At 62.2% G+C, this 26,639-nt stretch carries 24 protein-coding genes; all 24 read left to right on the top strand.

What is annotated here, in order from left to right; genetic code table 11:
- Positions 1 to 2 precede the first annotated feature (2 nt).
- Positions 3 to 2,195, top strand: a complete 2,193-nt coding sequence (locus AC4D2M_RS15570) for a dipeptide/oligopeptide/nickel ABC transporter permease/ATP-binding protein (RefSeq protein ID WP_490892806.1) — start codon at positions 3 to 5, stop codon at positions 2,193 to 2,195.
- A complete protein-coding gene (locus tag AC4D2M_RS15565; protein WP_490892874.1) occupies positions 2,182 to 2,988 on the top strand; it encodes an ATP-binding cassette domain-containing protein in 807 nt (268 codons plus the stop codon). The genes AC4D2M_RS15570 and AC4D2M_RS15565 overlap by 14 nt, the downstream gene beginning before the upstream one ends.
- A gap of 47 nt (positions 2,989 to 3,035) precedes the next feature.
- Positions 3,036 to 3,968 (top strand): dihydrodipicolinate synthase family protein, encoded by a 933-nt coding sequence (locus AC4D2M_RS15560; RefSeq protein ID WP_490892805.1) that lies wholly within the window; start codon positions 3,036 to 3,038, stop codon positions 3,966 to 3,968.
- Between the two features lie 3 nt (positions 3,969 to 3,971).
- Complete coding sequence (locus AC4D2M_RS15555; RefSeq protein ID WP_490892804.1) at positions 3,972 to 4,928, top strand: ROK family protein; 957 nt, start codon at positions 3,972 to 3,974, stop codon at positions 4,926 to 4,928.
- A complete protein-coding gene (locus tag AC4D2M_RS15550; protein WP_490892803.1) occupies positions 4,925 to 5,602 on the top strand; it encodes an N-acetylmannosamine-6-phosphate 2-epimerase in 678 nt (225 codons plus the stop codon). The genes AC4D2M_RS15555 and AC4D2M_RS15550 overlap by 4 nt, the downstream gene beginning before the upstream one ends.
- Positions 5,602 to 6,537, top strand: a complete 936-nt coding sequence (locus AC4D2M_RS15545) for an alpha/beta hydrolase (RefSeq protein WP_490892802.1) — start codon at positions 5,602 to 5,604, stop codon at positions 6,535 to 6,537. The genes AC4D2M_RS15550 and AC4D2M_RS15545 overlap by 1 nt, the downstream gene beginning before the upstream one ends.
- Positions 6,538 to 6,628: 91 nt before the next feature.
- Positions 6,629 to 9,586 carry an exo-alpha-sialidase gene (locus AC4D2M_RS15540; RefSeq protein ID WP_490892801.1) on the top strand — a complete coding sequence of 986 codons (2,958 nt, stop codon included), beginning with the start codon at positions 6,629 to 6,631 and terminating at the stop codon, positions 9,584 to 9,586.
- Positions 9,587 to 9,750: 164 nt separating this feature from the next.
- On the top strand, positions 9,751 to 10,101 hold the full coding sequence (locus AC4D2M_RS15535; protein WP_490892800.1) for a FadR/GntR family transcriptional regulator: 351 nt from the start codon (positions 9,751 to 9,753) through the stop codon (positions 10,099 to 10,101).
- 23 nt (positions 10,102 to 10,124) lie between these two features.
- A complete protein-coding gene (locus AC4D2M_RS15530) occupies positions 10,125 to 10,508 on the top strand; it encodes an FCD domain-containing protein (RefSeq protein WP_490892799.1) in 384 nt (127 codons plus the stop codon).
- Positions 10,505 to 11,512 carry a DUF4862 family protein gene (locus AC4D2M_RS15525; RefSeq protein WP_490892798.1) on the top strand — a complete coding sequence of 336 codons (1,008 nt, stop codon included), beginning with the start codon at positions 10,505 to 10,507 and terminating at the stop codon, positions 11,510 to 11,512. The genes AC4D2M_RS15530 and AC4D2M_RS15525 overlap by 4 nt, the downstream gene beginning before the upstream one ends.
- A gap of 245 nt (positions 11,513 to 11,757) precedes the next feature.
- Positions 11,758 to 12,093: a twin-arginine translocase TatA/TatE family subunit gene (locus AC4D2M_RS15520; protein WP_490892873.1), complete on the top strand. Its 336-nt coding sequence runs from the start codon at positions 11,758 to 11,760 to the stop codon at positions 12,091 to 12,093.
- 16 nt (positions 12,094 to 12,109) lie between these two features.
- Positions 12,110 to 12,400 (top strand): twin-arginine translocase TatA/TatE family subunit, encoded by a 291-nt coding sequence (locus AC4D2M_RS15515; protein ID WP_490892797.1) that lies wholly within the window; start codon positions 12,110 to 12,112, stop codon positions 12,398 to 12,400.
- Between the two features lie 48 nt (positions 12,401 to 12,448).
- Positions 12,449 to 13,303, top strand: coding sequence for a twin-arginine translocase subunit TatC (gene tatC, locus AC4D2M_RS15510; RefSeq protein WP_490892796.1), 855 nt, complete (start codon positions 12,449 to 12,451; stop codon positions 13,301 to 13,303).
- 352 nt (positions 13,304 to 13,655) lie between these two features.
- A complete protein-coding gene (locus AC4D2M_RS15505; protein WP_490892795.1) occupies positions 13,656 to 15,245 on the top strand; it encodes a sialidase family protein in 1,590 nt (529 codons plus the stop codon).
- Between the two features lie 924 nt (positions 15,246 to 16,169).
- Complete coding sequence (locus AC4D2M_RS15500) at positions 16,170 to 17,897, top strand: ABC transporter permease (RefSeq protein ID WP_490892794.1); 1,728 nt, start codon at positions 16,170 to 16,172, stop codon at positions 17,895 to 17,897.
- Positions 17,894 to 19,057: an ABC transporter ATP-binding protein gene (locus AC4D2M_RS15495; protein WP_490892793.1), complete on the top strand. Its 1,164-nt coding sequence runs from the start codon at positions 17,894 to 17,896 to the stop codon at positions 19,055 to 19,057. The genes AC4D2M_RS15500 and AC4D2M_RS15495 overlap by 4 nt, the downstream gene beginning before the upstream one ends.
- 11 nt (positions 19,058 to 19,068) lie before the next feature.
- Positions 19,069 to 20,118 (top strand): ABC transporter substrate-binding protein, encoded by a 1,050-nt coding sequence (locus AC4D2M_RS15490; protein WP_490892792.1) that lies wholly within the window; start codon positions 19,069 to 19,071, stop codon positions 20,116 to 20,118.
- A gap of 67 nt (positions 20,119 to 20,185) precedes the next feature.
- Complete coding sequence (locus AC4D2M_RS15485; RefSeq protein ID WP_490892791.1) at positions 20,186 to 21,796, top strand: bifunctional 3-(3-hydroxy-phenyl)propionate/3-hydroxycinnamic acid hydroxylase; 1,611 nt, start codon at positions 20,186 to 20,188, stop codon at positions 21,794 to 21,796.
- 11 nt (positions 21,797 to 21,807) lie between these two features.
- Positions 21,808 to 22,791 carry a DODA-type extradiol aromatic ring-opening family dioxygenase gene (locus tag AC4D2M_RS15480; protein WP_490892790.1) on the top strand — a complete coding sequence of 328 codons (984 nt, stop codon included), beginning with the start codon at positions 21,808 to 21,810 and terminating at the stop codon, positions 22,789 to 22,791.
- Entirely contained in the window at positions 22,788 to 23,660 is an 873-nt protein-coding gene (locus AC4D2M_RS15475; RefSeq protein WP_490892789.1) for an alpha/beta fold hydrolase, read from the top strand. The genes AC4D2M_RS15480 and AC4D2M_RS15475 overlap by 4 nt, the downstream gene beginning before the upstream one ends.
- Positions 23,657 to 24,538, top strand: coding sequence for an IclR family transcriptional regulator domain-containing protein (locus AC4D2M_RS15470; protein ID WP_490892788.1), 882 nt, complete (start codon positions 23,657 to 23,659; stop codon positions 24,536 to 24,538). The genes AC4D2M_RS15475 and AC4D2M_RS15470 overlap by 4 nt, the downstream gene beginning before the upstream one ends.
- 200 nt (positions 24,539 to 24,738) lie before the next feature.
- Positions 24,739 to 25,524 (top strand): 2-oxo-hept-4-ene-1,7-dioate hydratase, encoded by a 786-nt coding sequence (hpaH, locus tag AC4D2M_RS15465; RefSeq protein WP_490892787.1) that lies wholly within the window; start codon positions 24,739 to 24,741, stop codon positions 25,522 to 25,524.
- On the top strand, positions 25,509 to 26,312 hold the full coding sequence (locus AC4D2M_RS15460; protein WP_490892786.1) for an HpcH/HpaI aldolase family protein: 804 nt from the start codon (positions 25,509 to 25,511) through the stop codon (positions 26,310 to 26,312). Before hpaH ends, AC4D2M_RS15460 begins: the two co-directional genes overlap by 16 nt.
- Positions 26,313 to 26,367: 55 nt before the next feature.
- Positions 26,368 to 26,639 (top strand): aldehyde dehydrogenase family protein (locus AC4D2M_RS15455; RefSeq protein ID WP_490892785.1); only part of this gene is annotated, 272 nt, incomplete at its 3' end.

Below are 26,639 nucleotides of genomic sequence, written 5' to 3'. Positions count from 1 at the left end.
CCATGCGAAACGGACTGGCTACCCGCCTGAGCAACTCCGGAGCCCGCTTCCAGGGGCTCCCCCTCAGCTCCAAGATAGCCCTCGGCTTCCTGATCTTCATCACCATCGTGGCCATTATCGGGCCGTTAGTGGCGCCCTATGACGAGAACGAATCCATTGCTCCGGTCCTCCCCCCGGGAGGACCCCACCTCTTCGGAACGGACGGCTCAAGCTACGACGTCCTCTCCCGCATTCTGTACGGTGCGCGGGTGTCCATCGCGATCGGCCTGGGAGCCGTGCTACTAGCGGTCATCATGGGCGCCCTGCTCGGCGCCCTCGCCGCCACCTCTCGCAAGTGGGTCAATGAGGGCATCATGCGCGTCATGGACGTCCTCATGGCATTTCCCGGAATCGCGCTGGCCGCCGCACTGCTGTTCGCCCTGAAGGACCACTCAAACAACATCTTCGGCTCCACGGTGCCGGTGATCATCCTGGCCATTGCGATCGTCTACACCCCGCAGCTTGCCCGCGTGGTCCGCGCGAATGTGCTGGCCCAGTATGGTGAGGACTACGTTCGAGCCGAGCGGGTCCTCGGTGCCGGACGCTTCTATATACTCATCAAGCACATCACCCGCAACACCGCGGCGCCGGTACTGGTATTCGCAACAGTCATGGTCGCAGACGCCATCATCCTCGAGGCGTCCCTGTCCTTCCTGGGTGCCGGTGTCCAGCAGCCGGCTGCCTCCTGGGGCAACGTCATGTCCGACGGGCGCAACGTGGTCTTCAGTGGAGCCTGGTGGCCAACCACCTTCGGCGGCATCACCATCCTCCTTACCGTGCTTGCACTGAATATCCTGGCCGAAGGCCTGACGGACGCCATGGTTAACCCGAAGCTGCGCAAGGCTGCGCCCGTGAAGGAAGAGCCGATCAAGGCAGCCCAACTCACCGAGACCGCGCGGGTAACAGTTGCACAGCCGTCCGTGCTCGATGCCGAAGAGGCGCAGACAGGAATCGGCCCGGCACAGCACGACGACGACGCCGCCGTCATCGAGAAGGCTGCGATGCTGGGCGCCAGCATTCACAAACCCGGTTCCCTTGAAGCGCTTGCAGAGGAACTCAAGCTGCTCTCCAGGGTCGAAAGCAGCCGCACTGACCGCTTGCCGCAGGTACCTTCTGATGCGCCGATGATCCTGGAGGTGAAGGATCTGTCCATCCGTTTCCCGGGCCGCTACGGTGACACAGCGATCGTGGACCGGGTGAACTTCACGGTCCGTGAGGGCGAAACAATGGGCCTGGTGGGGGAATCCGGCTGTGGAAAATCGATCACTTCACTGGCCATCATGGGGCTCCTGCCGCCGTCGGCACAGCTGAGCGGCTCCATCAAGTTCAACGGCAAGGAACTGCTCACGAACAACCAGAAGGAACGGACGGGCCTGTATCGGGGGCTGCGCGGCGAGCAGATCGCCATGGTTTACCAGGACGCCCTCAGCTCACTGAACCCGTCCATGCTGATCAAGGACCAGCTGACCCAGCTGACAAAGCGCAACGGCCGCAAGACACCACGGGAACTGCTGGAACTGGTCAAGCTGGATCCGGACCGCACCTTGAAGAGCTACCCCCATGAGCTGTCGGGCGGGCAGCGACAGCGCGTGCTCATCGCCATGGCCTTGTCGCGATCACCGAAAATCGTGGTGGCGGATGAGCCGACGACGGCCCTGGACGTGACCGTGCAGAAGCAGGTAGTGGACCTCCTCAACGAACTCCGCGAACAGTTGGGCTTCGCCATGGTGTTCGTCAGCCACGACCTTGCACTTGTCGCTTCGCTCGCCCACCGAGTCACGGTGATGTACGCCGGGCAGGTTGTGGAATCTGCCGAAACCACGGAGCTCCTGCGCAATCCGCAGCATGAGTACACCCGCGGACTGCTCGGCGCAGTCCTCTCCATCGAAGCCGACGCCGAGCGACTACACCAAATCCAGGGCACCGTCCCGTCACCGCGCGAATTCGCCTCGGGGGACCGATTTGCCGAACGCTCCCTCCGCCCAGACGCTGACCCCAACCAGGTGCTCCAGTTTGTCCGCGTGGGCAACGGCGAACACTACTGGGCCAGCCACCACAGGACCCCGGAACTTATGAATCCTGCGCCGTCCCCGGATGACGCCCTCGTAAAAACCGCAGCGCATACGTCCCCGAAGGTGCATGATGACTACCAATGAAACAACACCGGTCCTGGAACTGAAGGACATCAAGGTCCACCACCGAGCCCGTACCGGGAGCCTGTTCCGTCCCAACATCGTCAAAGCAGTAGATGGTGTGAACTTCCAGGTCCGGCGCGGTGAGACGGTGGGAATCGTGGGCGAATCCGGGTGTGGAAAATCCACTCTGGCGTCGGTGCTGGTCGGATTACAGGAACCTACCGCAGGGCAAATGTTGTTCCACGGCAAGCCGGTCATGGCCCGCAAGGAATCCGTACGGAAGCAATTCGGGCGCGATGTCTCAGTAGTATTTCAGGATCCGTCAACTGCGCTGAACTCGCGGATGACGATCCAAGACATCCTCACCGATCCGCTCCAGATCCACGGCATCGGCACCGAGCGCACCCGCATCGCGAAGGTGCGGGAACTGCTCAGCGTCGTGGGCCTTCCGCAGTCCGCGGCGGAGGTGATACCCAGCCAGGTGTCCGGGGGCCAGCGCCAGCGCGTGGCCATCGCCCGGGCCCTCGCACTGGGCCCCTCCGTGATCGTAGCGGATGAGCCGACGTCGGCCCTCGACGTATCAGTCCGCGCGCAGGTCCTAAACCTGCTCTCCGACCTCAAACGCGAACTCAACCTCGGGATGGTCTTCATCTCGCATGACATCCAAACGGTCCGGTACGTCTCCGACCGGATCTGCGTCATGTACTTCGGGAAGATCGTCGAAGAAGGGCCAGCGACCCAAATCTTTGATCATCCGACCAATGATTACACCAAAAAACTGCTTGGGGCAGCGCCAAGCCTGCTTCACACCTGAGCATCAACCCATCTACTTCATCGCACCTAATCCCCAGGAGAAATATCGTGGCAACCGCGCCCGCTTCCCGCTTCCATGGCGTCATTCCGCCCGTGGTCACACCCCGCTCCGCCGACGGCGCAATTGACGTTGCCTCCCTCGAACGGCTGACCAAGCACCTGCTCGACGGCGGTGTGAGCGGACTCTTCGTCCTCGGTTCCTCTGCCGAGGTCCCGTACCTCACCAACGACGAGCGGGCACGCGTGGTCCGGACAATCGCCGGTGTCAACGCCGGCCAGGTGCCGTTGATCGTCGGCGCGAACGAGCAAACCACTAACCGGGTGATCGAGGAGGGCCGGCGCATGGTTGAGCTGGGGGCGGATGCGCTGGTGGTGACCTCCCAGTACTATGCGATCTCCGACGCAAACGAGACCGAAACGCACTTCCGATACGTTCACGCGGCGCTCGACGTGCCGCTGTTCGCATACGACGTACCGGTTCGTACGCACTACAAGCTGCCGACCGATCTGCTGGTGCGGCTCGGCCGCGAAGGTGTCATCGCAGGGGTGAAGGACTCATCCGGTGACGACGTGGCGTTCCGGCAGCTGCTCATCAAGGCCAAGGAGGTTCCCAACTTCGACATCTTCACGGGCCATGAGGTGGTTGTGGACGGTGCACTGTTGGGCGGCGCCCAAGGTGTGGTACCCGGACTTGGGAACGTGGACCCCGCCGGTTACGCGAAGCTCTACAGCGCCGCCACGGCTGGAGATTTCGACGCGGCCGCACGTGAGCAGGACAGGCTCGCCGATGTCTTCAATATCGTGTACACACCAACCCCAGGTCGTGTCTCGCCGGGCGCCGCAGGGCTCGGTGCGTTCAAAACAGCTCTCATGCTCATGGGCGTGATCGACTCCAACGTGATGTCCTCGCCGATGCTGGGGCTGGACGCATCCGAAACCAGGGCGATCGGGGCAATCCTTGAGCGGAACGGTTTGCTCTAGCCGATGCGGTACGCACTGGGCATTGATCTCGGCGGCACGAAGACAGCCGCGGGTGTGGTGGACGAAGACGGCCAAGTGTTGGTGAGCGACCAGATTCCGACCTTCGCCCGCGACGGTGCGGCAGTCATCCTGGACGCCACCGCCAAGCTGGCGCTCAGTCTTGCGGGCCGGGCGGAGGCCGACGGAATCGTGTTGGAGGGAATCGGCATAGGCGCTGCCGGCGTCATCGACGCCAGAACCGGCACGGTGGTGTCTGCGACGGACGCCATCCGCAGCTGGGCCGGAACCCCACTCACCGCAGGGCTTGCTGCCCGCACCGGCCTCGAGTGCGATGCTGTAAATGACGTCCATGCGCACGCTCTCGGCGAGTATTGGGTCGGCGCAGCGAGGGGGGTCCGTTCTGCCCTCCTAGTTGCGGTGGGGACCGGAGTTGGTGGCAGCTACGTCGTCGATGGAAGCCCATTGCAGGGCGCCCGGTCGGTCGCAGGCCACGTTGGACACATCGCTTCTCCCTATGCGTACAACGGCACCATTGGCCGACCTTGCAGCTGTGGCGGGGCCGGGCATGTCGAAGCTGTCGCGTCCGGGCCAGCCATCCTGGAAACGTACCTGCGTCAGAACTCAGACGAGTCGCCCGCGCAGGACACGCGCGAGGTGTGTGCCCGCGCCGCGGCGGGGGACCCGACCGCACACCGCGCGGTGACCATTGGCGCGGCCGCCGCCGGCCAAGCGATCGGAGGCTTGGCGAACGTGCTGGATCCGGACGTGGTCGTTGTGAGCGGCGGCATGGCCAGCGCCGGACCCCTGTGGTGGAACACCATGTCGCACGCAGCGGCCGTTGAGTTGCTCAGACCGCTGTCCGGGATCCCGATTGTCCCGGCCGCGCTCGGAACTAAAGCCGCGATAGTAGGCGCTGCCCGTCTGCCGCTCACCAGGAAACTAGCGAAAGTTGGCCGATGATCGACCTTCAAGAGCTCCAAGGCAGGCTGATTGTCTCCTGTCAGGCTTATCCCGGTGAGCCGATGCGGGATCCCAGAACCATGGCACAGGTGGCGCAGTCCGCTGTCGCGGGGGGTGCCGCGGCTGTGCGGGTGCAGGGTATAGCGGACATCCAGCACGTTCGGACCGCCGTCGAGGTACCCGTGATCGGGCTGTGGAAGGACGGTCACGACGGCGTTTTCATCACGCCGACGTTGAGGCATGCCCTTGCCTGCGCGAACGCAGGAGCGCACGTGGTCGCCCTCGACGGCACGCGGCGGCCGCGGCCGGACGGGTTGACCCTCGCTGAGACCATCGACGGTATACGCACCAACTCCCACGCGGCAGTCATGGCCGACTGCGGCTCCGTCGATGATGCGTTAGCCGCGGTTGACGCCGGAGCGGACCTCATCGGAACCACCCTGGCCGGATACACGGGGGAGCGGGAGAAGACCGTCGGTCCGGACCTTGACCTTCTCGAGCGGTTGACGGCTGCCGGCCTGGGCCGTCCTGTGATCGCCGAGGGCAGGATTTCGACGCCGGATCAGGCGCGGCAGGCGATCGACGTCGGTGCATACGCCGTCGTGGTCGGAACCGCGATCACCCACCCGGCGAGCATCACCGGCTGGTTTGTCCGCGCTCTGGGACAGGATTGATGGACGCGTTCCACGCCAGAGTTGACCCTGGGCTGATTGACGGGCTCGCTTTCTCCAAAGCGCTGCCACCAGCGACCACGGTTGAGGAGCTCGTGGCCTTCCGTGCCCGGGCTGCCGAGTTGCTGGCACCCTTTGACGCGTCCGCTTCCAACGTCCAGCGCCGCGAACACGAGGGACCCGGATTCGCGCTGTGGAGCTACGCCCCGCCCGGAGACGGACCATTTCCCGCGATCTACTGGATTCATGGCGGGGGGATGATTGCTGGCAGCTTACAGGCGGACGAGTCGTACTGTACTGCGCTGGCCGCTGCGACGCGGAGCGTGGTGGTCGCGGTGGATTACCGGCTTGCACCGGAGAATCCGCATCCAACGCCAGTTGAGGACGCGTACGCAGGTCTGATCTGGACTGCATCCCGGGCTGACCTTCTCGGTGTGGATCCAGACCGAATGGCGATCGGTGGATCGAGTGCGGGTGGCGGGCTTGCTGCCGCCGCGACACTGATGGCCAGAGACCGCGGCGGCCCGCCACTCTGCTTTCAGTACCTTATGTATCCCATGCTCGATGATCGCCAGGAGTCACCATCCAGTGTGGAATTCTCAGGAATCCCCACTTGGAGCAGGGAACGGAACTGCTTCGCGTGGCAATGCCTGCTCGGCGATACGGCAGGAGGGAAGGATGTGAGTCAATATGCCGCGCCTGCCCGCGCAACCGATCTCTCGGGTCTCCCGCCGGCACTCATCCAGGTAGGGGAGCTCGATCTCTTTCGGGACGAGGACATCTCCTACGCATCAAGACTGATGCAGTCGGGTGTTCCCGCGGAATTGCACGTTTACCTCGGTGCGTACCACGGGTTCGAACTCGTCGCCCCAGAAGCGGTTACGAGCCGACAGGCGATTCACGACAGGAACCGGGCCTTCATCCGGGCGTTCGCATAAAAAGAGCCAATAGAGTGGCGCAACTCACACATAGGACATAGGATGTTGTATGTAGCACCTCAACATCCCTGACAAGGAAGTCTGGTCATTCATGAAAAATTCCCCTCAGTCAGTCCGTCGGTCGGGCATGGGATTGGCCGCGCTTCTCGCGGCCTCCCTTGTATCCGGAGGATCTCTGGCGGCAAACGCCGCCCCTGTGCCTGCCAAAGCCCCCGGCGACGCCCCGGGAACCTTCTCAGAGGTAAATCTTGGGGCGGAGCTCATCAGTCCGTTCGCTTCCTACCGGATCCCGGCTTTGGCCTACCTCGGAAACGGCGTGGTGCTGGCGTCCTGGGACGGCCGGCCTTTTAACGCGGCCGATGCCCCCAACCCGAACTCCATTGTCGAGCGCCGCAGCACCGACGGCGGAAAGACGTGGGGGCCCATCAAGGTTGTCGCTGCCGGTTCCGTCACGGCAACTGGTCAGGAGACGCCCAAGTTCGGTTACAGCGATCCCAGTTATGTGGTTGATGAGGAAACCGGAAAGGTTTTCAACTTCTTTGTCTACTCCAAGGACCAAGGTTTCCACGGCAGCTCCTTCGGGAATGACGACGCGAACAGGCAGGTCATCAGCTCCGCTGTGATCGAGTCAAGCGACGGTGGTCTCACGTGGTCCGAGCCGCGACTGATCACGGACGTGACCAAGCCCGGGAGTAATCCGTTGACGCCGGCGCCCGGCGACATCCGCGCCAATTTCGCCACCTCCGGCCAAGGCATCCAGCTGAAGTATGGCCAGTACGCAGGCCGGCTGATCCAGCAGTACGCAGGAGACACCCTCCAGGCGGACGGCACCCGAACCATCCAGGCCTACAGCGTCTACTCGGATAATCACGGACTGACTTGGCAGAAGGGAGAGAACGTCGGCACCCAGATGGATGAGAACAAGACGGTCGAACTCTCCGACGGCCGCGTCATGATGAACTCGCGGGACAGCGGCAACGGAGGCTACCGGAAGGTGGCCATCTCCACGGACGGTGGACACAGCTACGGTCCGGTAACCAAGGACCTGGAACTGCCGGATCCCACCAACAATGCCTCCATCACCCGCCTCTTCCCGGACGCCGCACAGGGCACCCCCGAGGCGAAGAAGCTGATCTTCTCCAACTCCAACAGCCAGTCCTCGCGTTCGAATGTTTCGGTGCGGGTTTCCTGTGACGACGGCGAAACCTGGCCTTCTGTCCGGTCCGTCCGGTCTGGTTTCTCCGCCTACTCCACGCTGGAGCGCTTGGAGGACGGCCAGATCGGTCTGTTCTACGAGACCAGCTACACCAACGGAATGACCTTCGCCAAGTTCGACGACGCCTGGCTGAACTACGTCTGCGCCCCGCTCGAGGTGCCAGATGTGAAATTGGCTGCCGGTCAGTCAACTGACGTTCCGGTCACCATCACCAACCAGGAGCAGACTGCCCTCTCCGGCGGAGTCACCATCGACACACCCGAGGGCTGGACGGCGCCGGTTGTGGACGTGCCCTCCATCGCGCCGGGCGAATCAGCGACCATCTCCGTGCCACTGACGGCCGGTGACAACCCGGGCGCCGCATCGACCCTCAACGCGGTCTTCACGTCGGCCCAGGGCGGCGAATCCCGCCGGTCCTTCAAGGCCGCAGCCGACGCCGTCGGGTTGAGCATCACGGGCGCGGTCGCTGACACCAGCAGGGACGTTGACACCAACCCCTACAAAGTGGGGGATCAGGTTGGCTACAACCTGCGCATCACCTCGACCGCCACGGTCACCACTGACGCGGTACCTACCGCCGGTAATCTGGACATCGGTTTCCTACCGCCCAATGCTCCGAACTGCCGCTGGCGCAACCTTGCACCCGGCGCAGCCTACAACTGCACCACACCAAAGCACACGGTGACGCAGGAGGATGTAGACCGGGGATACTTTATTCCGACGGCAACCTTCGAATCCACATCGACAACCGACAGGTCCCTGACAAGGTCGGTGACCCACACCGGAAACGTCGTGTTCCTGAACTCCACAGGGAAGGCGAACGCCCTCGCAGCGGACATCGTCGGCTCGCGGACCGACACCAGCCGTGATCTGGCAGCGAACCCTTACACGGCGGGTGAGCAGGTGCCATATTCCTTCCACGTCACCAACACCGGTCTGGTCACTGAGGCGACAGTCCCGACATCGGGCAACTTCGCTCCGTTTGTGCCGCCGGGCCCGGGCAACTGCCGGTACCTTGTCCTTCCCGCCGGGGATGATTACACCTGTTCCACACCGAAGCACACGGTCACCGAGCAGGAAGCAGCCGACGGCTTCTTTGTGCCGCTGACTACCTGGCAGCTGAGCGCGTCCGGATTCCCGAGTAAGGAACTGAGCATCAACGGCGGCGAGTCCGACCTCAAGGAACGCAACCCGGAGCTGACCGCTGCTGCCGTCGCAACCGAAATCGCCGACACGGACGGTGATGGCCGGGACAGCGCCGGTGACCAGGTGACACAGCGTGTGACCATCACCAACAGCGGCAATGTCCGGTTGACCGAAGTTAATCTTGAGGGTTGGTCCGGTGCTGTAGCTGAACTGGCGGTTGAAGGATCCACCGACGTTACCCGCACGTTTGCACTGACGGAAGCCCAGGTGGAGGCGGCCGAGATCGAGGCGATCGACGCCGTCGTCGTCGGTGCCAATGGCAGCCGCAGCGCGGAGGGTGCGGTCACCGCCGACGCCTACCCGCTGAGGACCTCAGTTGAGCCGGGCTTCACTGCGGATGTGCCGACCGAGCAACAGCTGCAACGCAAGAACGAAGCTGACTTCGGTGCTCCACTCATCCCGCCCGCTACCGATCAGGAGGTCACCTTGACGCTGCCTGACGCCGGTGCCTGGTACTTCCTCCACGAGAACACCGAGCCGCTGGGCTGGTTCCAGTCCGACGACGCCGGGCAGGTGACCTTCAATGTCCCTGAAGGCGCAAAGCCGGGCGCGCGGAAAGTGTCGGTCACTGACGGCGAAGGCCGGTACGTCGGCTGGGACCGGGTAGTCCTTTCCGCCGCGCGATAGAACCAGCGACTGTGAGCATGGCCGGTAACGCACCCGCACCTCCAGGGTGGGGTGCGTTCCCGGCCATGCGTGCGCTCGGCCACTTCCAGCCTTCATTCTAAGCCGGAGGACATGGGCTCCTACCGGGATGACATTCTGGCAATAAGTTACTTCAAGGAGGGCCTGTGACGGCTGATGGTACCCCACCCGGTTGGCAACCGCGGGCTGCGCGCCCATTGCACAGGCGCGGACACAACCGGAGTGACGAGATCGCCGGCCAGATCAAGGACCTGATTCTGGTTCAGGGGTTGGCGGTGGGCGATGCCATGCCAACGGAAGCCGATCTCTGCCTGTCCCTGGGCGTATCAAGGTCCAGCCTCTGCGAAGCTATCTGTACGCTGACCACCCTAGGCATAGTCGAGGTACGCCACGGACACGGCATGTACGTAGGCCGCATGTCGCTCAATGCGCTGGTGCAAACCCTCGTGTTCCGCCGGCACGCTCCAGCCTGGCGCAGATCTGAGCGCGCTGCATGAGATCGTCGAGATCCGGCAGTCCCTTGACCTCTCCATGGCCGAACAGGTCACTGCCGCACTGGGCCAATACCTCCAACCCCGAGTTGACCGTGATGGTGAACCGGATGATCGAACGCAGCCACCAGAAATCGATGTTTGCAAACTACGACCGCGACGCTCACACGGCCCTTCTCGCACGGACCGGCAGCTCGATCATCGGCCCGTTGGTCGGAGCCTTCTGGGACGTTCACGACGCCGTGATGCCCCGACTCGGTGTGTCGCTTCCTACCGACCTGACGCAGACGGCGCGGGCGCATGAACAGATGTTGCGAGCTGCGGAAGCAGGCGAGGTGGAAGAGTACCGCGCCGCTGTCAGGCGTCACTACGAACCCCTGCTTCGGAGCCTCGATCGGAAGGTCCGGTCATGAATGAGCCGCCGGGGTCGAGTAACTCGATGATGGAGGGCGGTCTGACCCTTGGCGCTTACGCGCTCTTTGCGGGATTGCCTGACGCAGAGCTCGCCCGCGCTTACAGCGCGCTCGAAGCGCTGCAGCCGGTGAGCGCCATAGAGATGCCGCTCACCGAAGCGCTGGGGGACCGGTTCGCCCTCGGCGCCACGAAGGGAGGCCTGCCCGCCGTCATCTCGGACCGCTGGGATGTTGTGATCACCTGCATTCCCACGGTGATGGGCCGGCTTGCAGGCAACTCGCGGTATGGTTTGGCGTCGATCGATGATGAGGGCCGTGCCGTCGCCGTTTCAGATGTCCGGGGCGCCCTGGCGGCGGCTGTCGAGTCCGCCCAGGCCAGTGGGCGACGGCGGGTGTCAGCAATTCAGGTACACAGCGCTCCCCGTGGCGCCATTGCCAGTGCGGTCGCTTTGGAGCGATCCATCACCGAACTGCTCGGGATGGAGGCAGCCGGCGCGGACCTGGTCATCGAGCACTGTGACGCTCCGCGTCCCGGGCGGGTGCCGGAGAAAGGCTTCCTTGAGCTGACCGACGAGCTGGCGGTCCTTGAATCCCTCAACCATGAGCGTGCCGGCTGCACTATCAACTGGGGTCGGTCGGCTATTGAGGGGCGATCCGCGCAGACCGCGCTGGATCACGTCAGCGCCGCAGCTTCCTCCGGCCATCTGGTGGGCCTCATGTTTTCCGGTGCCACGCCAGCTTCTGGGCCTTGGGGTGCTCCGTGGGCAGACTCACACATCGCGCCCCGGGGAGTAGGTGAAGAGTCCTGCGCATGGAGGGAGAGCCTGTTGAGTGTTGAAGAAATTGCGGCAACAACCGCAGCGGCAGGGGCTGTTAGGTACCTCGGGCTGAAGATCACTACAGGCCTCCTGGGCGTGCCACTCGCGGAGCGAATTGGAATTGCACGCCGTGCAATTGGGATGGTCCAGCAGGCTTCCATGGGGGCATGCACGACGATTCCCTAGGGCGGCGGAGATCACGTGACGGATCGCCACTCAGCGTAGTGATTTCCGAGAAACTTCCCCTCCTAGTGACGTTACCCACAAATAGACGTAGGATGTTGTAGGTCAGACGTCACATAACCTCGACTACCTGGATCTCGCCCCCGAGGAGGCCTTATGAGTTGCAAGCAGATGTCATGGGTCGACCTATCTCCACCTAGAGTGCGGCCTCAACGAGTAAAGCACTCCGGTCGAGAGGTAGACGGGTGATGGGAATCAACGGGCTGGAAGCCATCGTGCTCGTGGCCTTGGCAATCCTCATTCTTGGTCCCGACCGCCTCCCCGTTTACGCATCTCAACTAGCGCAATTCGTCAAAGCGTTCCGCCGGTTCGCCGCTGGAGCACAGGAACAAATCCGCCATGAAGTGGGCCCCGAGCTTGCGGACGTTGAGTGGCACAAATTAGATCCACGCCGTTATGACCCGAGAACGATCATCAAGGACGCGCTCCTAGAGGATCTGGACGGCATGCCTCAGCCCTTCGATCTGGGGGTATCAGCGGAGCGTATTCCTCCCGCAACCACAAGAATCAAACGAGCAAACTAGAAAAAGGGGATTGAAAATGAGACCTGAAGGTTGGACCATCGTCGTCGTCATCGCCTTAGCCATTGTGCTTTTCGGCGCACCCAAGCTACCGGGACTAGCACGCAGTGTCGGGCAGTCGCTAAGGATCTTCAGATCTGAGGTGAGACAGCTGAAGGATGAAAACAATCCAGACTTTGCAGGTGAGGACTACACGCTTTCGGAGCCCGCGCATCAACCACATCAATCCAGCAACCCAGCCGCCCGGAACAGGCCGGATCCTCGTATAGATGGGGGCATCCAGGACGGCTTCTCTCCTCCAGCCAGATAGCAATCCATGTTTCGGATGAAGGTAGGCAGTCACAATTCCGGGGGCTCTATGCCCTTGAAGGAGCACTTACGGGAAGCCCGAAACCGTTTGGTGAAAGCCGGAATGGCGACGATCGGCGGAACCGTTGCGGGATTTTTCCTATACGCTCCGGTGCTGGAAGCACTCGCGAGGCCCGTTGAGGAGTTGAACGCCCGTGAGGGCCGTCAGGCCTCGTTGAATTTCGACGGTGTGGCAACCCCCTTCGACCTGATGATTCAGGTTTCGATTTTCTTGGGCTTGGTCCTGTCCAGTCCTGTATGGCTCTATCAGCTGTGGGCATTTGTAACGCCCGGACTGAAGTCAAAGGAGCGGCGCATTTCGCTGGGGTTTATCTCGGTGGCAGTGCCTCTATTCTTGGCAGGCCTCTGGCTGGCTTGGTCGATCCTCCCCAACGCCGTCCGCGTGCTCACCGATTTCACTCCCGGTGGCTTTTCCAACATCATCACCGTGTCGGTCTTCATCACCTTTCTCCTTCGGCTCATGCTCTCGTTCGGGATCGCCTTTCTCCTCCCGGTATTCCTCTTCGGCCTGAATATGGTCGGCATTGTCACTGGAGCACAAGTTCTTAAGGCGTGGCGCATCACCGTGTTCTTGGTATGCCTCTTTGCCGCGATGGCGGCGCCCGGAGCCGATGCCATGAGCATGTTCTACCTGGCGGCGCCTATGCTGGTCCTGTTCTTCGCTGCGATCGGGCTATGCCTACTCAATGACAAACGGCGCGTCCATAGACACGCCGCACGGGCAGCCGAAACCGAGCTCAACGCAGACACTGCCTCACACATCAATTTGCTTGAAACGCAACCGCCCATGGCACCGAACACATCAGCCTATGACGCCACAGGTCCAGGCAGGTACCGGGCCTGACCCAGTGTTCTGCTAAGGGTCTTCAAGCCCTCGGAGGGCCGTGATCGGTCCTTCCGACCGCCTCCTCACCGCGAACCAGCGAATCAGAGGCGGGCATCCGTCCAAGATTTCACGTTCACGGGAAAGAGAACTCGATGTGACGTCCTGGCTCCGAATGGTATTGACGAGAGTGGGTCGAACTAAATCGACCACTTGGTGCTCCAAACACATTGCCAAGCCTAAGTACACTTAACATGTGACGTCCCACCTCCGATCTTCCATTCCTCACGCTCGGCCTTCCGTGGAGCACGCTCTGGCAGTGCGTGGCTACAGCGGATACCGGCAGTATCGGATTCCAGCCTTGTCGGTAACCATGAAAGGCACACTTCTCGCTGTTTACGACGGCCGGCCCAACCTTGACGACCTGCCCAGCCCCATCGACCTGTTAATTCGCAGAAGCGTCGATAACGGGCAGACCTGGGACGCACAGGAGGTTGTGCGCACCGGTACAGGCCTGAACGGCTACGGCGATCCGAGCCTGTTGGTGGACTCCGAAACCGAACGCGTATTCCTCTTCCACGCAGCTGGCTCACGTAACGGCTTCTTCGAGGCAAGCACCGGATTGGACCCTGATGATGAGAACATTCAGCACTGCGACCTCAGTTTTTCTGATGACGATGGCCTCACCTGGCAACACCGGCGGATCACCGGCCAATTGAAAGGCAGCGCTCCCCGTGGCCGGGAAATCGCAGGTATTTTCGCTTCCGCCGGTCAGGGCATTCAGATCCACGCTGGTCCGTTCCGGGGGAGACTGGTTCAGCAGTTCGTTGTTCTCTGTGGAGGCAGGATCATGGCCGCCTCTGCGTTCAGCGACGACCACGGCGACAGTTGGGCCCTGGGCGATCTCATCCAGGGAACGGCCGACGGAGTCGGACCCAACGAAAACAAGGTTGTCACTCTCAGGGACGGGCGGCTGTTCCTGCACAGCCGCGCAACCCCCCGGCGACTCTCCGCCACCTCCGAGGACGGCGGCCGAAGTTGGAGCTTACTGACTCCTGTTGAGGATCTTCCGGATCCGAGCGACAACGGTTCGCTGGCGCGCTACGACGGCGTGCCAACCCTGAAGCCCTTCGCTTCAGTGCGAACAGACTCGTGGCTCTTGGCCACCAACAACCACGACACCAGCCTGCGCCGTAACACCGTATTGAGCCTTTCCACGGACGACGGCCGAACGTGGCCGGCCAAGCTGGTTCTGTGCCCGGGAAGTTCGGCCTATTCGACTGCGACACGTCTGCCGGACGGCAACATTGGCGTTCTCTACGAGCGTCAGGGCTATCGGGAAATCGTTTTTGCGTCTGTTGCCGCGGACCAGTTGACTGACCAGCTTTCTGTCCCCCTAGGCGACTCGGCAAGAGAACGCGGGGGACAGAAAGCGGGCGGGAAGTTGTGTTTCCACATGGAGCTCCGATCAATTACTCCAGGCCTGCCGCCCGCATGGAAAAACGCCGGGGAGTTTCATGTGGTGGCGACGGACGGGAGCGACTGGGGTGCCGAATCGTGGAAAGAGATCGGTCAGGGCTATTCGCCGGACCGGGTCCAGGTCTTGGGTACCCGCGAGGCGCAGGAGTTGAACTACGGGCCCGTTATTCCCGGCTTCAAAGCAGGAGACATCCTTGCGTTCACCGGACGAGCAAGGAATGAAGGCCGCGAAACCGTTTCGGGGGTCCGCCTGACCGGACCGGGTACCGCCGCTTTTCCGGTAACCGATCTCCTGCCGAGCGAGGAAGTCCTGTACTTCACACCGACCTACACTGTGACTGAAGAGGACGTTGGGCGAAGTGCTTTCGAGGTAGCATTCACGGTCGAAGGGGTACAAGACGATTCCGTCGTGGCACCGTGCCGGATCTTCCGCTTCCATGTTGCAACAGGCGCAGTTGACCTAGAGGTCGCCTCTTCGCCGTGACCTAAGGGAACAATTCCATTGGAACGGTACCTCTATGCTGTCGGCCCTCTCCCAGACCTAATCTCAAATAACGGCTTTCAAAAACAGCGCAGCGTCGATCTAGCAGGAACTTGGCAGATTTCGCTGACAATGCGTGGCCCCCGCCGGGGCACTGGTCAAGCTTAGGTTCACGAACAGAACGCCCACCCGTCCGATGGTTAGAGGTGTCAGCATCACCCTCAGAAGGGGTAATCGGGGGCAGTTCTACTTTCCTGTGAAGAGTTTAATGGCGCGCTCAAAATCCTAGCGAGGGCGAGCTCTTCTGGGCTTCTCCCAGCGACGAGAACTGTCCTGTGGCGCGGCCCCAGGGCCCGGTCGTTCCTCTGTGTGAGTGGCGCTGGACGGTATCAACCAGACGGCGCAGTTTGGATGGGTGCCCGGTTGGCTGCGCCAGCGGTCCTCGAACACGGCACATCGGGTTCCGCCAGCGCATCCGGGCTGATCCCACCTCCCGCCCCGTCCGCCATAGGGGGCATTCATCAGCACCCTGGGCGCCTCCTGACTGACCAGAACATGCGACGAGTTATCGGGGGTACGCCGATTATCGGTGTTGATGGAACCCAAGAGCTCGCACCGAGGGTACGGAGGCCGCCGAAACCGCTACGCGGACTGCCAGACCGCGCCGCCGCTCACTCACCCTGTGCTTGACCTATGAAAGGGCTGCAGCGCGGGAACCTTGACATGCTGTGGTGCTTATCACTAAGGTGATCCGTACGCATCGCGTATATGTCGTACGGTAAGCGTACAGTTACAATTCGATCACCTCAGGAGAAACCGATGACGGTACTGGCAAAGAAGCCACCCGGCGCTGGCCCCGACCGCAGAAAGTCCCCGCGACGATTCACTGCACGGTCACTTACCGGCAGAGGAGCCTTGGGCACCCTAGTGAAGACAGCGGGCCTCTTGGTATTCACCTGGCTGTTCGTCTGGCCATTGGCCATGCTGATCTTCGGGGCCTTCAAATCCTCACCCCTCGCCCGAAACCAGAGCTGGACGACGTCCGGTTTTGAAAGAGTTTTCTCCGATCCGGACACGTACAACGCCCTGATTGCGACAATGGTTTATTCGGTGACGATCACCGTGCTGGCCGTGGCTGTCGCCGTGTTCTTCGCTACCGTGACCACCCGCATGGATATCCCCTTTCGGCGCTGGATCACTCCAGTCATGGTCATCCTCGTAGCCATGCCCACTGTGCTCTACTCGCTCAGCTGGGCAATGCTTGGGGCGGGGCAATCTGGACTAATCAACCAGTTCCTCGACACCATTGGCCTGGATGCTTTATCCGCGGCATTCAACACCCGCAGCTGGTTTGGCCTGATTATCGTGACCGTGTTCAAGGCAGCCGCGCTGGCGTACCTCATCATTCTCGGCGCGTTTCGCAACCAGAATTCAGCCTTGGAAGAGGCCGCCCGCATCAGCGGAGCCAGCCGGATGCGAGCATATTTCGGAATTGAGCTGCCCGCGTTGCTTCCGGCTTTGATGGCAGCCAGTCTGTTCGTCTTCGTAAAGGGCCTGGAAGCTTTTGAAACACCGGCTGTGCTCGGCCTGCCTGCCGGGATCACCGTTTACGCCACCCACATCTACGACTACCTCAGGGGCGGTTTCGAAGCCGATTATCCGGCGGCCTCCGCATCCTCGTTGGTTATCGTGGCGATCCTCGCGGTGCTGGTGCTGACGCAACTCAAACTCACCGGGGGAGGGAAAACCTACACCTCCGTGGGAGGGCGCTCCAAGGACGCCGGCCTGCGCAAACCGGGAAGGTGGGCGGGTCTTGTCGTAGCGGCCATGCTGTTCTACTTCTTTATTGCTCTTGTCCTTCCTGTCTTCCAGGTGATCCTCAGCGCTTTCCAGCCGTACCTGGGTTCCCCGGAAATGTCGACGCAAAACGTCGAGCAGTTGCTGAATACCCCGAACGTCATGCAGGCGCTGAGAACCACAATCGTTGTTTCGGTCCTGGGCGGGTTGCTTACCGTCATTTTGGCGTTCGTGGTCAGTTACGCATTCGTGAGGATGAAGGGCCCGCTGGGCCGATACATTCAGCTCGCTTCCTGGGTGCCGGCCGCTATGCCAGGGCTGGTGCTCGGTCTGGCTTTCCTGTGGTCAGTTCTGACCACGCCCGGCGGGCGGAGCCTGTACGGGACGGTGTGGGTCCTCATCCTGGGCCTCGCAGTAGCCACAGTTCCTCTAGCGACCCGCACCATCGAAGGGGCCCTTGCCCAGATCGGGGTGGATATGGAGGAAGCGGCCCGCATCTCCGGAGACTCGTTCCTCCGGGCGGTGTGCACTGTGACGATGCGCCTCATGACGCCGAGCCTTGTCGCGGCGTGGTTCCTCGTGGCTATCACCATGTCGGGCATTCTCGACGTGCCAGTCCTGTTGGGAACCACGAACACGGAGATGATTTCCACGATCAGCTTCGGCTATCACAACAGCGGTGAAACCGTCCTCGCCTCCGCCTTGTACGTCATCTTCACAACAGCCATGATCGGCCTCGCGCTGGCAGCGATCATTCTTATCCTCATCTTCCGTTTCCTGTCCACCAGAGGGCCCTTCAACAGCCTGAAACGCCAGGACGCCACCTCACCAGAGCTTCCCGAAGGAGCCTCGAAATGACCGGAATCAGCATTCAGGGACTGCATAAGTCCTTCGGAGGCCGCACCGTCCTGGACCACGTCGACCTCACCGTGGAAGACGGGGAGTTCGTCTGCCTGCTCGGCCCCTCAGGTTGCGGGAAATCCACATTGCTGCGCTCCGTCGCCGGACTGGAGAACCCGGAGGGCGGCTCCATCAGCTTCGGCGAAGATACCGTTTTCGACCGCTCTGCCGGCATCAACCGAACCCCTGAGCAGCGCCAACTCGGAATGGTCTTCCAAAGCTTCGCGCTGTGGCCGCACAAAAGTGTGTTCGACAACGTCGCGTATCCGCTCAAACGCGGCAAAGTGGCCCGGACTGAAATTCAGGACAGGGTCCGTGAGGCATTGATGATGGTGGACTTGTGGGAGCACCGGGGTTCCTATCCGGGCACCCTCTCCGGAGGCCAGCAGCAGCGCGTTGCCCTTGCCCGGGCAGTTGTGGCCCGACCCCGGCTGCTGCTGCTCGATGAGCCGCTGTCCAGCCTAGACACAAACCTCCGGGCCCAGATGCGACGCGAAATCAGACGGATCCAGCAGCACATCGGCGCGACTGCCATTTACGTCACCCACGACAAGGAAGACGCTGGTGGCCTCGCGGACCGGGTCCTGGTGCTGCAGGAAGGACGAATCGTGCAGGAGGGAGCCCCCCGGGACGTTTTCGTCGGTCCGAAGACGGCTTTCGTCGCTGAGTTCGTCGGTTTCGATAACTTCTTCACCGCGACCGTCACCGAGGCTACAGACACCCTAGCTACAGTCGAGATCGGAAGCGGCAACTTCCTCAACGCAACGACCACAACACCTGTCAGCGCCGGCCAACAGGTCACTGCCGCGATCCGCTCACGCCTAGTACGCGTCCACCCACATGACGGCGGAGCAGCCCCCGAGAACACGTTCGTCGGAACCGTTATCTCCAAGGCCCACCTCGGCGACGATGTCGAAGTCGTCCTTTCAAGCGGGGGAGTGGACCTAGTCGCCCGCGTACGGCCCGGCTATGCCCAAGACATTCATGTCGGACAGCCGGCGCTAGCCCAACCCCCTGTCGGAACCGTCGTCATCGTCGAAGGCACCCGCAAGGGCGGACAGGGCGAGGCCTCCACGCTCCAGCCCACGCCCGCCCCGCAACTAACCGTCAACCAGTAAAGGACAACACCATGCAACTCAAGAAGACAGCCACTGCCCTGGCAATTGGCTCCCTACTCGCCCTCACCGCCTGCGGCAACGACGCCGCCGGGACATCGGATCCGGTTGCCGCGCCTACCTCCATGGCTGGCCTGTATGAGGAGGCTAAGGCCGAAGGCGCCCTACAGATATACGGTCCCACCGAAGATCTCTACAAAGCCGTCTACGATGACTTCGCCAAAGCCTACCCAGGCATCGAAATAACCACAGCAGACATCTTTGGGCAGGAACTCGACGCCCGGCTCGAAGGCGAACAGGTGGCCGGAGGGTTCGCCGCAGACCTGCTGCACATCGGTGTCTCTGACATGGATCGTTATGCGACAAAAGAATATCTGACCGCCTACCAGCCGGTTGAGGCGGAGGCACTGGACGATGAATTCCGGGGGACCGACGACCTGTGGTCCGTCCCCTCCCGTCACCTCTACGCAACGGCATACAACTCCAACAACGTCACTGCAGAGGAAGTCCCGGCCACGTGGGACGACCTGATCGACCCGAAGTGGAAAGGCGCTCTGGGAGTTTCCAACCCCAAGCAGAGCGGTGTGACCCCACAAGTATTCTCAGCCGCACTGGAAGCAGGAGCAATCGATGAGGCCTGGCTCGATTCCCTGAAGAACGACATGGATCCGGCGATCTACCCCTCCGTGGCCACCGCGTTGCAGGCCGTCGTCACCGGCGAAAGCGACATCTCTCTGATCGCCGGTTACGGCAGCTTCATGCGTCAGGCCACACAGGGCGCACCGATCGGATTCACCACCATGGACGACGGCGCTTACTACTCTGACGTCGCCTATGGGATCCTCGACGGCAGCGAACACCCGAATGCCGCGCGACTGTTGGTGGCCTGGATGTTCAGTGACGAAGGCCAGGCATCCATCGCCAAGAACGTCTACGAGTTCGGCACCATGCCGCAGGCACCTCTTCCGGAAGGTGCCGAGGAGCTTGGCGAGTCCGCGGAGATCACCTATCCGGGCGCGGAAAAGTACCGCTCCACGCTTGATCTGCTGAACACCAAGTTCTAACCAGCGACTCGTAGGGCAGGCACTGCATGTCTGCCCTACGGGATCACCTACTTTCCGGAGGAGAACATTGAAAACCCAGGTACTCATCGTCGGGGCCGGCCCCTGCGGCGACACCGTAGCCAATCTGCTGGGCGTCTACGGTATCCGCACCCTGATCATCGATAAGTCGCCTGACATCGTCGACTACCCCCGCGGGGTCGGTGTGGATGACGAGTCGCTGCGAGTGTTCCAGGCTTGTGGTTTGGGAGAGCAGGTCCATGCCGACATGATCCAGAACCAAGCCCTCATCTGGTTTGACTCCAACGGCACCAAGCTCGCGGAAATCGCACCTTCCGGCCAGCCTTACGGGTGGCCGCGCCGAAACTCCTTCCTGCAACCGCTCCTAGAGAGAAAACTTCGCGGCGGATTGGACCGCTTCGAGCACGTGGAGATTCGGCTGGGTCAGGAACTGACACACCTGACCCAAGACGACCAAGGGGTGAAAGCAACCATTCGTGCGGCCGACGGGACGGAAACTCTCGTGGAAGCCGATTTCGTGGTGGGCGCCGACGGTGGCCGCAGTACTGTCCGCAAACTCAGTGGCGCAGTCTTGGAAGGTTCAACCCTCCCGGCGCGGTGGCTGGTGGTGGACTTGAAAGACTCGACTTACCACGCCCCTTATTCCGGGAACTACATCAGCAGTGACCGGCCCTACGTCTCTATTGACCTGCCCTACGGTTACCGGCGCTTCGAATTCCGCCTCACCGACCAGGAGACGGATGAGCGGATGGTCCGTCCCGAGGAAGTGGAAAAGCTCATCCGGACCCATTTCGATTGGACAGGGCCTATGCCTGGTGTTGAACGTGCACGCGTCTATTCCCACCATTCCAGAGTTGCGGACCGCTTTGGGATCGGGCGGGTGTTCCTTGCCGGGGACGCCGCGCACCTACAGCCGCCGTGGTTCGGTCAAGGCATGAACTCAGGAATTCGCGACGCCGCCAACATTTCTTGGAAACTCGCCGCCGTCCTGGCACACGGTGCACACCCAGCCGTTCTGGAAAGCTATGGACAGGAACGCCGGAGCCACGCCAAGGCCCTGGTTGAACTGGCAACCACCCTGGGGAAGGTCTACGGTCCGAAAAGCAAGGCCGGCGAGAAGGTCCGCAGCTACGGGCTGCGTGCCATGGGCCGCGTCCCGGCCACCCGCGATTACTTGCTGCAGATGAGGTTCAAGCCGATGCCTTACTACGACAAGGGCATCGTCGTAGACGCGTCTCCAAAAGCACCCATCGGGAAGATGTTCATTCAACCCGATGTCGAGACATCCGTGGGGGAGCGCGTCAAGCTCGATTGGGCTCTCGGTGATTGGTTCGCCGTCATCGGAATCAACACCGACCCGGTTGAACATCTTGATGCTGAATCTCTCGCCTATTGGAAATCCTTGGGAGCAAAGCTCATCCGGGTCAATCGTTCCCGCGCGGGAGAGCACCTGAACGCGGTCAGTGAAGACACCGTCCTGCTTGATGACGTCGCAGGAGGTTTCCGGGACTGGGCACGCGGACGGAAAGACCGGGAGATCGTCGTCATCAGACCGGACCGCTACCTCGCCGCCGCCTGTGCGCACGACCAGGTCAACACCATGACACGACGGGTGGCCGCGGTCCTGCCCGTCAAAACAATCATCGGCACCGGAAACTAAAGGAAGCAGCTATGGCAAACATCGTTGGCTACATCGCTATGTCCCACTCGCCCTTCTGGGACGGGAAATTCGACATCGACGGCCCTGGCGCGGCATTTGCTAACGCAGCCGGCCAGATGAAGGAGAAGGTCACGGAACTTAAGCCCGATCTCATCGTCATCTTCGGGCCGGACCACTTCCGGAACTTTTTCTTCGACCTCATGCCCGCCTTCTGCATCGGTACGGGCGAGATTGAAAGTTTCGGCGACTACGGCGGATACAAAGGTCCATTGCCCTTCAAAAACGGGGCCGGTCTGCAGATCATCGAAGCCGTGCGTGAGGCAGGGTTCGACCCGGCCTTCTCGCTGCGCATGGGTATCGACCACGGCATCGCTCAACCCTACGAAGTCCTCGTCCCCGGATTGGACATCCCCGTTGTCCCGATTATGGTCGACTGCAGTGCCCCACCCCGGCCCTCGATGCGTCGCTCCTACGACTTCGGGTCCGCGGTCGGCGACGCCATCCGCGGCCTCGACGACGACCTGAGAGTTCTTATCCTCGCCTCAGGAGGGTTGTCCCACTGGGTCAAGCCCATGTCACCCTACGATGAGGAAACCGACCAGAGCACCCGCGAATTCCTCATCGACGGCCGTGACCAGGTCATCGAATACAACAAGGCCCGCGAAGAAAACCTGGCACAACGGATCGCCAACCACCACGAAGGCAAAATCAACGAGGACTGGGACCGCTGGTTCCTGGACCGCCTGACAACCGGGCCCCTCGAGGACCTGCTGACAATCGACGCCGAGAAGATGGAAGAAGTCGCCGGTAACGGTGCCCACGAAGTTGCCTCCTGGGTTGCCGGCCTCGGTGCCTGGCGTGGAAAAGTAGCCACAGTGGCCTATGAGCCGGTCCCACGATGGGTTACCGGCATGGGACTGTCCGCAGGCTTTGACGTCACGCTTTCCGATGATCAGGCTCGTCTGGAAGCGGCCACCGAAGGGGGACTCCGATGACTGACGTACGAACCCCAGAACACGCCACAGACGCGTTCTTCGGGCTGGAGGACCGGTGGCTGGAAAGCGCCCCAGGAGAACTCACCCACTACCATGAAATCGGCAGCGGGACGCCGGTACTTTTCCTCCACGGCTCCGGAACCGGCGTCTCAGCTGCCGCGAACTGGTGGCTGAACCTGGAAGACATCGGGCAAGAAAACAGGGCCATCGCCGTCGACCTCATAGGATTCGGGCAAACCATCGTCCCGGACGGCACGGACTACGGCATCAAGGCCTGGGCTGAGCATGTGATCCGGGTCTTGGACGCTCTCGGCATCGAGAAGACCTGGCTCGTCGGTAATTCACTCGGTGGTTGGGTGGCGTTCCAGTTCGCCATCGACCACCCGGAGCGTCTCGCCGGAATCATCTCCATGGGAACAGGCGGAGCAAAACGCACCCAAGCCTTAACCAGCCACGCTACGCCGGAGATCACCGTCGACGGAATCCGTCGCACGCTCACGGACTTCGTCGTGGATCACTCCCTCGTGACTGAAGAACTTGTTCAGGCCCGATACAAAGCCTCGAAAACTGAACAGGCAACGACCCGGTTCAGAGAGGTCATCACAGCCAGGGACCGCGACCGGGAACGCCTGCCACTGGATTTTTCCGCCCTGGCACAGCTGCTGGTCCCAGTGCTTTTGATTCACGGCCGCGAAGACGCAGTTATCCCTGCAACCCGGAGCCTCGAGCTCGCGAACACTATCCCGCACGCAGACCTCCACCTCTTCTCCCAATGCGGGCACTGGAGCCAAGTAGAGCGGGCAATTGATTTCAACGAAATTGTCCGTGGGTACCTGGCAACCCACGGACAAGCCAAGGCGAACCCATGACGGTCGATGAGCAACAGGCCGGTTCCGATGCGGCGGAGAAGGCAATCGGGATGGGGGAGAATTCCGATATGGAAAACAGCACGGTTACCCTCCGACGTGATGGCGACTTCGTCCAGTCCCTCGAAAAAGGGCTGGCTGTCTTGCGGGCTTTCTCCGACGAGCACCAAGAGATGACGCTCTCCGACGTCGCCCGGCAGACCGGGCTATCAAAACCCAGCGCCCGACGGCTCCTGCTGACCCTGCAGAAGCTGGGTTATGTCAGCAGTAAAGACGGAGCCTTCCGGCTGCGTCCCCGGGTGCTAGACATCGGCTACGCCTACCTGTCCTCGGTGGAACTGCCAGCCGTCGTGGAGCCTTTCCTCAACGAATTAAACGCCGAACTTCGCGAAGCGTGTTCCGTCGGAGTCTTCGATGAGGATCGCATCTATTACATCGCCCGCGCCTCCGCGCAGAAACGCATAATGACATTCAACGTCCGTGTCGGGACCAGGATTGATCCACTGCCTACCGCCCTGGGACGGGTCATCCTCGCGAACATGCCTCCGGAAGAACTGGACGCCTATCTCAACATGCGCGAAGAAGCCGGAGACCTCGGTGGAGCCGGACGCGACCGTGACTCTTTCACCCGGATCCTTTCTGATGTCCGGTCACAAGGCTGGTGCCTCGTCGATCAGGAAGTCGAGGCCGGCGTGCGCACGATCGCCGTCCCTATCCACGATGCGAACGGGAAGGTCATCGCTGGTATCAACGTTGCCGTGCACACTGCACGCGTGTCCATGGAAACGCTCCGTGACGACTTCCTGCCTCGCCTGATGGACACCCGGAACAAGATTGATGAAACCATCGCCTCCTACGGGCCGGCTGCCAACTTCTCCTAATAACACTCCAGAGCCAGTTCTATGCGCCAACGCCAGTTCGGCGTTCTTGGCGAGGCGCAGATGCTCCCACGCGGGCCAGTTCAGGCCGCGTTGTTACGCGGGTGGCTGTCTTGCCGTCAGTTCCTAGGGACAGCTTAGTTCTGCTCTTTCAGACGACTTGAACGATTCAAATATTCACCGACAACTCAGGAGCTGTAGCCATGCTGGACGACGCGACGATTGAGGCTATTGCAGACGAGCTGGTGGAGGCCGGCCGCAGCCGCACCCCCATTGCCCGGCTGACCGCCCGCTACCCGGACATGACCGTCGAGGATTCCTACGCTGTCCAGCAGTTGTGGCGCCGCCGCAACGAGGAAGCCGGGCGCACCCTGGTGGGACGCAAGATCGGCCTCACGTCCAAGGCCATGCAGGCAGCCACCGGGATCACCGAGCCGGACTACGGTGCCATCTTCGATGACATGGTGCTGGAAACGGGCTGCTCCGTGGAGTGGGACAAGTACACCCATCCGCGCGTCGAGGTGGAGCTGGCGTTCGTGCTGAAGGATGGGCTGAAGGGCCCGGGCTGCACTATCTTCGACGTCCTGAACGCGACGGATTACGTGGTTCCGGCCCTCGAGATCCTGGATTCGAGGATCGAGATGGAGGGCCGGACCATCGTGGACACCATCTCGGACAACGCCGCGATGGGCGCCATGGTGGTGGGCGGCCGTCCGGTGAAGCCGGACGCCGTCGACCTCCGCTGGGTCGCCGCCATCCTCTACAAGAACCAGACCGTCGAGGAGACCGGCGTGGCAGCCGGTGTGCTGGACCACCCGGCAGCCGGCGTCCACTGGCTGGCCAACAAGATTGCCGCCCACGGGGACAGCCTCAAGGCCGGGGACATCATCCTCGCCGGTTCCTTCACCCGTCCCCTCTGGGTTTCCAAGGGCGACACCGTCCATGCCGACTACGGACCGCTCGGAGCTGTGACATGCCACTTCCACTAGAGAGCACCTTCCGCGACGCGCTGGCCGCAGCCGACCGGCCGCTGGCGGGAATGTGGGTGTGCTCCGGCAGCCCGCTGATCGCGGAACTCTGCGCGGGCGCCGGCCTGGACTGGCTCCTCGTTGACGCCGAGCACAGCCCGAACGGCCTTGAGTCCATCCTTGCCCAGCTGCAGGCGATCCACGGTTACCCGGTCTCCACGATGGTCCGGCCGCCCGTGAATGACACTGTGCTGATCAAGCAGTACCTGGACCTGGGTGTGCAGAACCTGCTCATTCCAATGGTGCACTCCGTGGCGGAAGCCGAGGCCGCTGTCGCCGCCACGCGGTACCCGCCGGAGGGTGTGCGCGGGGTCGGCTCGGCACTGGCCCGCGCGGCGCGCTGGAACCGGGTGCCGGATTACCTGGCCCGGGCCTCTGACACCATCAGCGTGACAGTGCAGATCGAGTCCGCGGCCGCCGTCGAAGCCGTGGAGGACATCCTCAAGGTCGACGGGGTGGACGCCATCTTCGTCGGCCCCTCCGACCTCGCTGCTTCCATGGGCGTGCTCGGCCAGCAGGAGCACCCCGAGGTTCGCGCCGCCGTCGAACGCTGCCTTGAGGCGGCGAAAAAAGCCGGCAAACCGGCGGGCGTGAACGCCTTCAATCCTGATACCGCCCGCCACTACCTGGACGCGGGGGCCGGCTTCATCCTGGTCGGTGCCGACGTGGCCCTGCTGGCTCGGGGCTCCGAGGCCCTCGCCGCGCAGTTCATCCCGGCATCCGACGGCGATACCCCCACCAGCTACTGAAAAACACGCCGGTGGCTAAGTTCTCCGCCCGTTGCCAAAACTTTAGGACTTCCTCATGACTGTTTCTGCGCTTTCCTTTGCCATCTCGCCTGAACGCGAGGCGTCCCTGCTCGCTTCCATTCCTACCGGACTCCTGATTGGCAGCCAGTGGCGGGAGGCGTCCGACGGCGGCACTTTCGACGTGCATGATCCCGCCACCGGCGAGGTGCTTGCGACTCTCGCGTCGGCGACCAGCGAGGACGCCGTGGCCGCCCTCGACGCCGCGGACGCCGTGCAGGCGTCCTGGGCGCGGACGGCGCCGCGGGTTAGGGCCGAGATCCTGCGCCG

The sequence above is a fragment of the Arthrobacter sp. TJ-270 genome (assembly GCF_058269075.1).
This window is presented reverse-complemented; position numbering and strand designations above follow the sequence as displayed.